12 protein-coding genes are annotated in these 11,490 nt (G+C 64.3%); 7 read left to right on the top strand and 5 right to left on the bottom strand.

The genetic code is table 11. The features are described from left to right. Window positions 1-369: 369 nt before the first annotated feature. Together Mame_RS05980 and Mame_RS05985 are read left to right on the top strand one after the other, a co-directional pair. The gene (locus tag Mame_RS05980; RefSeq protein WP_018065118.1) at window positions 370-1,377 is read left to right on the top strand and encodes a cation diffusion facilitator family transporter; all 1,008 of its coding nucleotides are present in this window, start codon (window positions 370-372) and stop codon (window positions 1,375-1,377) included. An 11-nt stretch (window positions 1,378-1,388) separates the two neighbouring features. Beyond that, window positions 1,389-1,733, top strand: a complete 345-nt coding sequence (locus Mame_RS05985; protein ID WP_018065119.1) for an ArsR/SmtB family transcription factor — start codon at window positions 1,389-1,391, stop codon at window positions 1,731-1,733. A 15-nt stretch (window positions 1,734-1,748) separates the two neighbouring features. Here the strand turns inward: Mame_RS05985 and Mame_RS05990 are convergent, their stop codons facing one another. After that, entirely contained in the window at window positions 1,749-2,519 is a 771-nt protein-coding gene (locus Mame_RS05990) for an SDR family oxidoreductase (RefSeq protein ID WP_018065120.1), read from the bottom strand. Between the two features lie 168 nt (window positions 2,520-2,687). On the opposite strand from Mame_RS05990, the gene Mame_RS05995 reads away from it, so the two are divergent. Then, window positions 2,688-3,602, top strand: a complete 915-nt coding sequence (locus Mame_RS05995) for an AraC family transcriptional regulator (protein ID WP_018065121.1) — start codon at window positions 2,688-2,690, stop codon at window positions 3,600-3,602. Between the two features lie 55 nt (window positions 3,603-3,657). On the opposite strand, the gene katA is transcribed toward Mame_RS05995, so the two are convergent. Beyond that, on the bottom strand, window positions 3,658-5,154 hold the full coding sequence (gene katA / locus Mame_RS06000) for a catalase KatA (protein WP_026173528.1): 1,497 nt from the start codon (window positions 5,152-5,154) through the stop codon (window positions 3,658-3,660). A gap of 93 nt (window positions 5,155-5,247) precedes the next feature. Between katA and Mame_RS06005 the strand changes: the two genes are divergently transcribed. Together Mame_RS06005 and Mame_RS06010 are read left to right on the top strand one after the other, a co-directional pair. Further along, window positions 5,248-6,138, top strand: coding sequence for a LysR substrate-binding domain-containing protein (locus Mame_RS06005; protein WP_026173529.1), 891 nt, complete (start codon window positions 5,248-5,250; stop codon window positions 6,136-6,138). Between the two features lie 88 nt (window positions 6,139-6,226). Continuing rightward, complete coding sequence (locus tag Mame_RS06010; RefSeq protein ID WP_018065124.1) at window positions 6,227-7,459, top strand: DUF8173 domain-containing protein; 1,233 nt, start codon at window positions 6,227-6,229, stop codon at window positions 7,457-7,459. A gap of 6 nt (window positions 7,460-7,465) precedes the next feature. Here Mame_RS06010 and Mame_RS06015 read toward each other — a convergent pair whose 3' ends face one another. Continuing rightward, window positions 7,466-8,131 carry an outer membrane protein gene (locus tag Mame_RS06015; RefSeq protein ID WP_018065125.1) on the bottom strand — a complete coding sequence of 222 codons (666 nt, stop codon included), beginning with the start codon at window positions 8,129-8,131 and terminating at the stop codon, window positions 7,466-7,468. Between the two features lie 174 nt (window positions 8,132-8,305). On the opposite strand from Mame_RS06015, the gene Mame_RS06020 reads away from it, so the two are divergent. Then, the gene (locus tag Mame_RS06020) at window positions 8,306-8,947 is read left to right on the top strand and encodes a DNA-3-methyladenine glycosylase I (RefSeq protein ID WP_026173530.1); all 642 of its coding nucleotides are present in this window, start codon (window positions 8,306-8,308) and stop codon (window positions 8,945-8,947) included. Here the strand turns inward: Mame_RS06020 and Mame_RS06025 are convergent, their stop codons facing one another. Further along, on the bottom strand, window positions 8,948-9,991 hold the full coding sequence (locus Mame_RS06025; RefSeq protein ID WP_018065127.1) for a YeiH family protein: 1,044 nt from the start codon (window positions 9,989-9,991) through the stop codon (window positions 8,948-8,950). A gap of 101 nt (window positions 9,992-10,092) precedes the next feature. Here Mame_RS06025 and Mame_RS06030 point away from each other — a divergent pair, with 101 nt between their 5' ends. Then, a complete protein-coding gene (locus tag Mame_RS06030) occupies window positions 10,093-11,028 on the top strand; it encodes a LysR family transcriptional regulator (RefSeq protein ID WP_051085112.1) in 936 nt (311 codons plus the stop codon). Here Mame_RS06030 and Mame_RS06035 read toward each other — a convergent pair. After that, window positions 10,974-11,432 (bottom strand): GyrI-like domain-containing protein, encoded by a 459-nt coding sequence (locus Mame_RS06035; protein ID WP_018065129.1) that lies wholly within the window; start codon window positions 11,430-11,432, stop codon window positions 10,974-10,976. The two genes, Mame_RS06030 and Mame_RS06035, sit on opposite strands and share 55 nt — an antisense overlap. Between the last annotated feature and the right edge of the window lie 58 nt (window positions 11,433-11,490).

The raw sequence follows: 11,490 nt of genomic DNA on the forward strand, positions 1-11,490 counted from the left end.
CCGCTTCGTTTTCTTGTAATGTCAACGAAGATGTGGTTTTGGCGGGTTACACGTAAGTATAAAACGCGAACTATACGATATTATTGTTCTTGATTTTAATTTTATACAATATCACTGGTAAATTTAAACGGATAATTCGCAAGGTGTTTTATATCTAAACTTCATCGTTCATTCGCCGAGCTTTAATGCGGTGTGGGCAATCACAGCGGTGCGCCATCGCGCGGCGCCTGCGCCCGGTTTCGTGGAAAGTCCGGGTCTCCGGCCATGCGACCATTGTTCTCGCTTCAACCCTGCTCGGCGGATTGTTTGGGTTGACGAGACGTATGAATGAATGTTTATATATTCATATGGGTAAAGCGGAGACCTGAAATGTCTGAGAGCGGCGGCGGGCCCGGCAAGGGCCAGGGACACGAACACCGGCATGATGGCGGTCACGACCATGGCGGTCATGACCACGCGTATAGCCATGGCGACGGACATCACAGCCACGCGCCGACCGTCTCGCGCAACAATGAGCGTGTGGTCCTGATCGGTCTGTGCCTGACGGCCGGTTTCATGGTGGCGGAATTCGTCGGCGGCTGGCTGTCGGGGTCGTTGGCGCTGATCGCCGATGCCGGGCATATGCTCACGGATACGGCGGCGCTGGGGCTTGCCTGGGCCTCGTTCCGCTTCGGTCGCCGGGGCGGCGATGAAAAACGCACCTTCGGTTATATGCGCTCCGAGGTGTTGGCCGGCTTCGTCAATGCGCTGGCGTTGTTCCTGCTCACCATCTGGATTGCCTATGAGGCGGTCGAACGCCTGATCACGCCGGAACCGGTGCTGGCGGGGCCGATGCTGGTCGTCGCCATACTGGGGCTGTTCGTCAATATCGGCGTGTTCCTGCTGTTGATGCGGGGCGACCGCGACCACGTCACGATAAAGGGCGCGCTGCTGCATGTCGTCGGCGACCTGCTGGGGTCCGTCGGCGCGATTACCGCCGCCGTGATCATCTATTACACCAACTGGACACCGGCCGATCCGATCCTGTCGGTTCTGATGTCCTTACTCATCCTGCGAGCCGCCTGGGCGCTGCTGCGTAGCGCGGCGCAGATCCTGATGGAGGGAACGCCGAGCAATATCGAGATCGAGGAATTGCGCCGCTACGTGCTGAACGAAGTAACCGACGTCAGCGATGTCGCCCATGTCCACGTCTGGTCGATCACTTCGGGCCGGCCGGCGGCGACCCTAGAAGTCAGCCTTGCGCAGGATGGCGATGCCGAAACCGTGGCCGATCGCGTCAAGGCGGTGCTGGCAAGGCGTTACGATATCCGCCACGCGACGATCGAGATCAGGTGGGGCGAGCAGCCCGGCGACTGCCCGCTCCAGGCGCCGGCATGAGGGGCTGTCAGTTGAATGATCCAGCGCTTTTCGAGCAGGCGCTGGAGGGCGGGCAGGAAGACATTGCCGTGGCCGCCGAGACCTTCAAGCTGCTCGGCGACCCGACCCGTCTCAAGATCCTGCTCGCCTGCCTGAGCGAGCCGGTGGCGGTCGGCGATATCGCGCGCAAGGTGGAGGCCTCGCCCTCGCTGGTCAGCCATCATTTGCGCCTGTTGCGGGGCGCCCGGCTGGTGCGGCGCACCCGAAAGGCGCGGCAGATGTATTACGAGGCTGCCGATCACCACATCGAACATATCGTCGCCGACATGATCGTCCATGCCGGCGAGCACGACGCGATGGATGATGCCGACCCGTAGCGGCGTTTCTTCCGGTCAGGCCAGCGCCGGTCGGCTTTCGCTCATCAGAGCCTCGGCATCCGCGCCGGCCGGACTACGCATCGGCGTCGAGGGGTCGGTCGCCGCGCGATAGACGGCGTCGGCGACATCCTGCGGCCGGGTCACCAGATCCGCCGGGGCCGCGGCCCATTCAGCGAAAACCGCGTCGGCGATCTCCTTGTAGGTTTCCGGAATGCGCATGCCATCGGGTGAAAGCGAAGCGGCGTTCTTGCCGAAATCGGTTGCGGGCGCGCGGCCCGGCAGCACGAGGCGGACGCCGATGTCGAAGGGCGCGAGCTCCAGCGCCAGGCATTCGCTGAATGCGTTGATCGCCGCCTTGCTGGCCGTATAGACCGACAGGAGATGAAGCGGGCTGAGCGTGACCGTCGAGGTGACGTTGACGATCATGCCGTCGCGGCGCGCGCGAAACTGCGGCAGGAAGGCCTGGGTCAGCGCCATCACGCCGATCGTATTGGTCTCGAAAACCTTGCGGATGACGTCGACCGGCGAGCCCTCGAGCGCATTGAGCCAGCCGACGCCGGCATTATTGACGAGAATGTCGACCGGGCCGGCGGCCTCCACGACGCGGGCGATGCTGTCGGGATCGGTGACGTCGAGCGGCAGCAGTTCGAGGTTGTCGGATGCGGGAAACAGGCTGGTGTCCGGTTTGCGCATAGTGGCGATGACCCTGAAGCCGCGATCGAGAAAGGTTTTCGCGGTTTCAAGGCCGAAGCCGGACGAGCAGCCGGTGATGAGAACGGTTTTCATGGGAACTCCTTCGCACGGCACGACAGGCGCCGATGCGCCCGCTGCCGGCTGAACTGAATGGGTGAAAAACGACAGGCACGAAACGCCGTGCCGACAACGCCAATATAGACAGGGGCATCCGGACGCACCATAATGGGGCATCGCGTTCACATCATTGAAAGTCCGGTTTTGACAGATCCGCTTGCCGATATCGTCTCATTCCTGCAGCCGCGCGCGCCCTATTCCAAATGGGTCACCGGCGCCGGTCCGTGGCGCATTCGGCGGGAACAGACCGGCCAGGTGTTTTATGCCCTGGTGCTGGAGGGCGCGATCCGGTTCCAGGCGGACGGAAGGGACGAGGTCGAGCTCGCCCAGGGCGATTTCGTGCTGGTGCCGTCCTCTTTCGGCTTCACCACCACCAGCGCCACCGACAGGCCGGAAGCCGGGATCGTGACCACGCCGGTTCATCTCGGCAATGGCGCGCTCAGGGTCGGACGGGCAGAGGGGCCTGTCGACTGCCAGTATCTCGTCGGCCATTGCGTCTTCGGGTCGCCCGACGCGGCGCTGCTGGTTGCGCTGCTGCCGGAAACCGTGGTCGTGCACGGCGACGAGCGGCTTGCATCGCTCGCCAGGCTGGTGCGCGACGAAACGCTGTCGAAGCGTCCGGCGCGCGATGTCGTGCTCGAACGCTTGCTGGAAGTACTGTTCATCGAGGCGTTGAGGTCAGCGGCGGCTTCCGATTCCGCGCCGGGTCTGCTGCGCGGTCTCGCCGACCAGAGGCTCGCCGATCCGATCCGGGCAATGCATCGCGAACCCGCCCGCGCCTGGACGGTGGACGAACTCGCCGATCTCACCGCCCTGTCGCGCTCGTCCTTCTTCGCCCGTTTCAGCCGCACCATGGGCGTGCCTCCGATGGAATATCTCTACCGGTGGCGGATGATCCTCGCAAAGGACCTGCTCAAACAAGGCCAGATGCCGGTGGCCGCGATCGCCGATCGCGTGGGTTACGGCTCCTCCAGCGCCTTCAGCCTCGCCTTCACCCGCCACACCGGCCTCGCGCCCGCCCATTTCGCACGGGCGGAGATCAAGGCGGCGGCGGAATAGCGAAAGGCCGGCGCGCGAGACGCCGGCCTTCGACATGATCGCAGATGAAACAGCCTTATTCAGCCGCGTCCGGCGTGCCCGGCGTCGAGATCGCGTTGGCCTCGTAACCGTGGGCTTCCTTCAGCGCGGCGCGAACGCCGGCTTCATAGTCCGGGTGGACCTGCTTGAACAGCGCGAGCTGGCGCTCGATGATCTCGCCCGGCACGCCGCCCATGGCGGCCGCCACATTGTCGAACAGGCGCGATTTCTGGCCGTCGTCGAAGAGTTCGAACAGGGCCCGCGGCTGCGAGAAGTCGTCATTGCCCTCGCGGTGATTGTAGCGCGCCATCGCCCCTTCGATCGCGAGCGGCGGCTCCATCGCCGACTTGTCCTCGACCGCGCCGCCCATGCTGTTCGGCTCGTAATAGGCATCCGTCGCACCGGTCTTCTGGCCGAAGAAATTCATCTGGCCATCCTTGTGATAGTGATGGACCGGACATTTCGGCGCGTTGACCGGCAACGCCTCGTAATGGGTGCCGAGGCGATAGCGGTGGGCGTCGGCATAGGAGAAGATGCGCGCCTGCAGCATCTTGTCCGGCGAATGCGAGATGCCGGGCACGATGTTGGAGGGCGAGAACGCCGCCTGTTCGATTTCGGCGAAGTAATTGTCGGCATTACGATTGAGTTCCATCACGCCGATATCGATCGGCGGATAGTCGCCATGCGGCCAGACCTTGGTGAGGTCGAACGGGTTGTAAGGGGTCTTGCCGGTATCGCTTTCCGGCATGATCTGCACCTGCACCTTCCAGCGCGGATAATTGCCGGTCTCGACCTTGTCGAACAGCGCTTCCTGATAGGTCTCGCGGCTCTTGCCGATCAGCGTCTCCGCCTCGTCATTGGTGTAGTGCTTGTGGCCCTGTTCGGTCTTGAAGTGGAACTTGACCCAGAAGCGCTCGCCGGCGTCGTTCCAGAGCGAATAGGTGTGCGAGCCGTAACCATTCATGAAGGTCGGATCGACCGGGATGCCGCGATCGGACATCAGGATCGTGACCTGGTGCAGGCTTTCCGGCGACAGCGACCAGAAATCCCACATCGCCTTCGGCGAGCGCAGATTGGTGCGCGGATGGCGCTTCTGGGTGTGGATGAAATCCGGGAATTTGTAGGGGTCGCGCACGAAGAACACCGGCGTGTTGTTGCCGACGAGATCCCAGTTGCCGTCCTCGGTATAGAATTTCAGCGCGAAGCCACGCACGTCGCGCTCGGCGTCGGCCGCGCCCAGTTCGCCGGCAACGGTGGAGAACCGGGCGAGCATCGGCGTTTCCGCGCCCGGCTGGAGACACTTGGCCTTGGTGTATTTCGAGATATCGCCGGTGATCTTCAGCGTGCCGAACGCGCCCCAGCCCTTGGCATGGACCACGCGTTCGGGAATGCGCTCGCGGTTCTGGTGGGCGAGCTTTTCGATCAGCTGGTAGTCCTGGATCATCACCCCGCCGCGCGGGCCGGCGGTGATCGAATTCTGGTTGTCGGGCACGGCGGCGCCGGCGGTTGTCGTCAGGGTCGGTTTATCTGCCATGGTTTCCTCCATTGTATCTGGCAGGCATGGTCTCACGAACAAGTGATAGTTTCCAATTGCGATTTCCTGCAAATACGATAGGTTTTTCCTATCATGATTACACTCAGGCAATTGCGCTATTTCGAGGCGCTGGCGCGCGAGCGCCATTTCGGCCGGGCGGCGGAGGCGGTGCATATCAGCCAGCCGGCGCTTTCGGCCCAGATCATGGACATGGAGGCGACGCTCGGCGTGGCGCTGTTCGAACGCACCCGCAAACAGGTGCTGCTGACCCGCGAGGGCGAGCGGGTGCTGGCCCATGCGGCAAGCGTGCTTTCCGCCATGGCGGCGCTGGAACACGCCGCGCGACCGGCCACGGGGCCGCTATCGGGGCCGGTGGCGATCGGCCTCATTCCCACCGTCGCGCCCTACCTGATCCCGAAACTGGTGCCCTATCTGAAACGCCATTATCCCGAAGCCGAGGTCGCCCTGAAGGAGGCCGTCACCGACCAGCTTCTCGACCATCTGGAGGAGGGAACGCTCGATGCGGTGGTGGCGGCGCTGCCGATCGAACGCGACGGCATCCAGACGATGGACCTTTTCGCCGACCGGTTCTTCATGGCGGTCGCGCGCAATCATGAGACCGTGCTGGCCTCGCCGCTGACCCAGGCCGATCTCGAGGTCGATCGCCTGCTGCTGCTCGAGGAGGGCCATTGCCTGCGCGATCAGGCGCTTGCGCTCTGCGAGCAAAAGCCGAAGCGCGCCGTCGTCAATGTCGGGGCGACGTCGATGACCACGCTGCTGCAGATGGTGGCCAACGACATGGGCATGACGCTGATCCCGGAAATGGCGGTGGCGGCGGAGACCGCGCGCACGCCGCTGACCATCCTGCCCTTTGCGGAGCCTCAGCCCGCGCGCCGGATCGGGCTTTGCTGGCGGCGTTCGGACAGGCGGCGCGAAAGCATGGAGGCGCTGGCGGCGGCGGTGCTGAAATGCCGCGCGGGCTGAGGCGTATTGGCCCTTTACGAATGGCGTCACACGCGGGATAGTGTCCCGAGTGAAGAATACCGGCTGACGGGCGAGAGGGGCTTTGGTCATGAACGGATTGACACGCATTCTGGCGACGGCACTTGCGGTTCTGACGCTTGGCAGCGCGGCGGCCATGGCGGACGACGACAAGATCATGGTCTTCGGCGGCGATACCTATGCCAGCGGCACGACGACAGTGCTGAACCAGGACAGCCCGCGCAATGCCTTCGTGGCCGGCGCGACAGCGCGGATTGACGGGTCGGTCGGGCGCGATGCGCTTCTGGCGGGCGCCAGGGTTCGTTCCAACGCGAGCGTGAACGGCGATCTCTATGCGGCCGGCTTTTCTGTTCGGATCGACGGCACGGTTGCCGGCGATCTTTCAGCCGCCGGCGCGGATATCGAGGTCGGCCCCGATGCTGCCGTCAGCGGCAATGCGCGGCTGGCGGGCGGTTCGGTGGCGATCAATGCGCCGATCGCGGGCAGCCTGCTCGTCGGCAGCGGCGACCTGATGCTGAACGCCGCGGTTTCCGGCGATGTCAGGATCATGGGCGATGATATCGCCTTCGGCCCGGACGCCACGATCGGCGGCATGCTGACCTATTATGCGCCGGATGAAGTTGCCATACCGGAATCGGTAATTGCCGCCGACAAGGTGACATTCCACAAGCTGACGCACGAGGCAGCCCCGGTGGAGGAGGATGAAACCGAGATCGTCTCCGACACGACCGTGGTCGCGAGCTTCATTTCCATGCTGGTCTTCATGCTGGCGCTGGCGACGGTGTTCCTGGTGCTGGCCCCGCAGCGCACGGAGGCGGCCCGGACGCGGCTGATCACCCGGCCTTTCGCCTCGCTCGGCTGCGGCTTCGTTGCGCTTTCGACGCTGTTCGGCGCGGTGCCGCTGGCGCTGATGACGATCATCGCCATTCCGCTGATCCCGTTCATCATTCTGGCGACGGTGGTTGGCTGGACCTTTGCCTATCTGCTGGCGGTTTACGCCCTGTCGTGGTGGGTGGTTACCAGCATCAAGCCGCTCAAGCCAAGCCTCGTCAACCGTCTGCTGGCGATTGCCGGCGGGCTGGTGCTGATGTCGCTGCTGCACTACCTGCCGTTCTTCGGCTGGATCGCGAACATCATCGTCGTATTGCTGGGCTTTGGCGCCATGGCGGCCTTGTGCGGCCACGGCATGATGGCGCGGCGCGAACGCCGGAAGGCCGACGTGATCGAAACCCCGCCGCCGCATCCGCCCGCCGCCGCGACGCCAGACCCGACCGATCCGCCGGACGAGCCGCCGCGGGCATAGGCGGTCTCAGAACCGGAAGCTGACGCCGAGATTGACGGCGTTGGTGAGGATGCCGGTCTTCATCCGGTCGCCGCTGTCGATCTCGACGTCGACCCAGGAATAGTTGGCCTTGTATTCGACGAAGGCGTCCCAGTTCTTGGCGAAACTGTAGGAAACGCCCGCCTGGGCCTGCACGGTCGGGCCGCCGAACTGGTAGCCATAGGTGCGGCCGGATGGCCGGGTGACCTCGACATGGGGCACGTTGATGCCGGCCCCGAGGCCGACATAGGGCGTCCACTTGCTGTCTTCTATCGGAAAGCGGTAGAGCGCATTCAGCGTCAGCAGATTGAGCCCGTCGGTGAATTCGAAATGGCTCCAGCCCGATTTGGCGAGCGTCGCGTCATCGGCATAGACCTTGGCATGACTGAAATCGAGCGCGATGCCGAGATTGGGCTGTTTGTAACGGTCGAGCCAGTAGGTTGCGCGCGCGCCCCAATAGGCCGGCCAGTTGAACGACCGGCCCTCCCAGCCCGCGGTGAAAGCGTCAGCGCCATTGATCTCGATCGATGAATGCGGCGCGGTCTGATAACCGCCATAAACGGAGAACGCGGTTTCGGCGGACGCGCGATCGGTAGAAGCGGCAAATGACGCGGCAAGCAGGAGCAGGCCCGCTGAGGAGGTGAGGCGAAGCATGGAGACTCTCGGGTGCGGCGTAATATTAACAATAAATAAAGTATAAATTGGTTAAGGCTTCGTGAATGATCACACCCGCGACAGCGGCGTTTCATGTTGGCCCGAGCGCTCGCCCCTTGCCGTCCCGCCGAAAACATGTTTCCTTTTTGTTCCATTGAGAATCAGGAGGCGACTGTGAGCGAAACGGCGGGGTTGATAGCGGGTGACGATGGCAGGGACCGCTGTTTCTGGCATGGTAATTTGCCGGATTATCTCAGATATCACGATGAGGAATGGGGCCGGCCGGTCACCGATGATTTCCGGCTGTTCGAGAAGCTCTGCCTGGAAGGTTTCCAGTCCGGGCTTTCATGGCTGACCATCCTGCGCAAGCGCGAGAATTTCCGCGCGGGCTTCGACGGCTTCGATTTTCACAAGGTTGCGCATTACGATCAATCGGATGTCGAGCGGCTGCTGGCCGATGCCGGCATCATCCGCCATCGCGGCAAGATCGAGGCGGCGATCAACAACGCCGCCCGCGCCATCGAGATGGAGGCCGAGTTCGGTTCGCTGGCCGCCTATTTCTGGGCGCACGAGCCAGGACCGGAGGACCGGCCGGCAGTGGTCGACCTCGAAACGCTGAGGGCAAACCCGACAACGCCCGTCTCCGTAAAGATTTCGAAGGATCTGAAGAAGCGCGGCTGGAAATTCGTCGGCCCCACCACCGTCTATGCCTTCATGCAGGCGATGGGGCTGGTCAACGACCATCTTGAGGGCTGCTGCTGCCGCGACGAGGTCGAGCGGCTGCGGGCCGCGCTGAAGCGGCCCGTCGCGTCCTGATCAGCCGATCTGCAGCGCGAAGATCAGGGCCAGCGCGATTGCCGTCAGCGCCGCGATCGAAAGCACGGCGGTGGCGACCACCCGGCCGCCGGCGCGGCCGAGCGAGCGGATGTCGACCGACAGCCCGAGCGCGGCCATGGCCAGAACGGTGAGCGCGTTGGAGGTGTGGGCGAGCGGCTCGATGAATTCTTCGGGAAACGCGCCGGCCGAGCGCAACGCCATCATCAGCGCGAAGCCGATGATGAACCAGGGCGCGATATGCCTGAGCTTCACCTTGGCGCCGCTTGAGCCGGAGCGCATGGTCATGCCGAGCGCGAACAGCACCGGGCCGAGCATCATCACGCGGATCAGCTTGACCAGCGTGCCGGTCTGCACCGCGATCACGCCGCCGGGCTGGGCTGCGGCCAGCACCTGCGGCACGGCATAGACGGTGAGGCCGGAGAGCACGCCGTACTGCGCGCCGGTCATGCCGAGGCCGACCAGCGCCAGCGGCAGCGCCAGCACCATGATCACGCCGAGCACGGCGGTGAAGGCGATCGCCGATGCGATGTCGTGCGGTTCCGCGTCGATCACCGGGGCGGCAGCCGCAATCGCGGAATTGCCGCAGATCGAATTGCCGCAGGCCACCAGCGTGGCGAGCTTCCTGTTGAGCCCGAGCGCGCGGCCGATGCCGTAGGAAACCGCGATCGCGACGACGACCGTGCCGATAATGCCGAGCACCAGCGCCGGCCCCGCCGCCTTCAGCGCCTGCACGCTGATCGACGCGCCGAGCAGCACGATCGCGACTTCGAGGATGAATTTCTCGCAGAAGCGGATGCCCGGCTTGAACACTTCGGACAGCGACACGAGCGAGCGGATCAGCGTGCCAATGAGGATCGCCAGCACCAGGTTTTCGATGAAGCGATGGCCGGAAAGCCGCACTTCCACCGCCTCCAGCCCGAAGGCGGCGAGCGCCACCAGACAGGACAGGATGATGCCCGGCGCAAGCGACATGATCGGCGCGGTCCAGGAGCGGTCGGGATTGTGGGCAACGGCAATGCGCATTTCGGTCTTCCTTCGTTGCGCATTAAATGATCTTCTTAAATGTCGTATTCCATCGAATAATAATTGACGTTTCATTCGATTTTAGAGAATGTTTTTCCATGATGACCGTGGAACAACTCGTCGTGTTCGTGGCCGTGGCCGAGCGCGAACACCTGACCCGGGCGGCCGAGGCGCTGCGCCTGACGCCGTCGGCGGTGTCGAGCGCGCTGCGCAAGCTCGAGGACTTCTATCAGGTGGCGCTGTTCGACCGCGTCGGCCGGGGGCTGGTGCTGACGGCGGAGGGCCGGGTGTTTCTAGAGGAGGCGCGGGCAGCGCTCGCCCGCATCCGCTCCGCCGAGCAGGTGCTGGGCGAACTCGGCGGGTTGGAGCGCGGGCAGCTTTCGGTCTATGCCAGCCAGACGATCGCCAGCTACTGGCTGCCGGAAGTACTGATGCGGTTTCACGCGCGCTATCCCGGCATCGAACTCAAACTCGCCATCGGCAACACCACCACGGTGGCCGACGCGGTGGCGAAGGGCGAGGCGGAGCTCGGCTATATCGAGGGCACGCTCGACAATCCGCGGCTCAAGAAGCGGCATCTGACCGATGACGCGCTGATGGTGGTGGTCGGCCCCGGCCATCCGCTGGCCGATGGTCGGACGGTGACGGCGGCGGAACTGGTCGCATCGACCGGCTTCGTGCTGCGCGAGGAGGGCTCCGGCACGCGCTTCGAGTTCGAGCATGCGATGGCCGGCTTCGGCATAGCGGCTTCCGATCTCGACGTGGTGATGGTGCTGCCCTCCAACGAGGCGGTGCTTTCGGCGGTGCGCTCGGGCCGGGCTGCGACGGCGGTTTCCGGCGCGGTGGCCGCGCCCTGGCTTGCGTCGGGCGGGCTGAAGCGCCTCGATTTCGACCTGCCCTCGCGCGCGTTCCAGCTTCTAAGCCACAAGGAGCGGCATCTGAGCAAGGCGGCCGCCGCGCTGGTGGCCTTCAGCATCGAGCCTCAGCCTGACGCGCTGCCGCCAAGGGCCAGCGGTTCCGGCGCGATCCCCAGATAAAGCTCGTGTGGCGTATCGGGCAGGCCGCGCCGGTAGCCGAAATCGAGTTTCAGGGCACCGGCCGTCATGCCGGCCGCTTCGGCATGGGCGTGCAGGCGCGCGAAGCCCCCGGCGATGTCCGCAAGCGGCCCGTCATGGCGAAGGCGAAGATAGCGTCCGGGCGCGACCACATGGCGTTCAAGACTGTCCGGTATCTCGGTTTTGCCGGCGGCCAGAAAACCGAGAAACTCGGCATAGGTCCCATCCCCCTGCCTGCGGGAGACCTCCAGAAAGTTCTCGGCCTCCGGGGCGGCGGCGAACAGCCGCTCCCAGCCGGCGGGTACCGCTTTCGGCAATTCCTGCCATGTGCCTGAGACCGTCAGGCCGACGCAGACGAGTTCGGGCAGGGATGTGGTTGCGATCACGATCGGTCCTCCTTTTCGCCGCCGCGTTCCGCCGCGCCGCGCCGGTTGCAGCCTTGGC

It is taken from the genome of Martelella mediterranea DSM 17316, assembly GCF_002043005.1.
Lineage (GTDB): Bacteria > Pseudomonadota > Alphaproteobacteria > Rhizobiales > Rhizobiaceae > Martelella > Martelella mediterranea.

Bases quoted from the DNA above. Each gene is read 5' to 3' on its own strand.
- Mame_RS05980 (WP_018065118.1), top strand. From the start codon at position 370: ATGTCTGAGAGCGGCGGCGGGCCCGGCAAGGGCCAGGGACACGAACAC.
- Mame_RS05990 (WP_018065120.1), bottom strand. From the start codon at position 2,519: ATGAAAACCGTTCTCATCACCGGCTGCTCGTCCGGCTTCGGCCTTGAA.
- katA (WP_026173528.1), bottom strand. From the start codon at position 5,154: ATGGCAGATAAACCGACCCTGACGACAACCGCCGGCGCCGCCGTGCCC.
- Mame_RS06005 (WP_026173529.1), top strand. From the start codon at position 5,248: ATGATTACACTCAGGCAATTGCGCTATTTCGAGGCGCTGGCGCGCGAG.
- Mame_RS06010 (WP_018065124.1), top strand. From the start codon at position 6,227: ATGAACGGATTGACACGCATTCTGGCGACGGCACTTGCGGTTCTGACG.
- Mame_RS06015 (WP_018065125.1), bottom strand. From the start codon at position 8,131: ATGCTTCGCCTCACCTCCTCAGCGGGCCTGCTCCTGCTTGCCGCGTCA.
- Mame_RS06025 (WP_018065127.1), bottom strand. From the start codon at position 9,991: ATGCGCATTGCCGTTGCCCACAATCCCGACCGCTCCTGGACCGCGCCG.
- Mame_RS06030 (WP_051085112.1), top strand. From the start codon at position 10,093: ATGACCGTGGAACAACTCGTCGTGTTCGTGGCCGTGGCCGAGCGCGAA.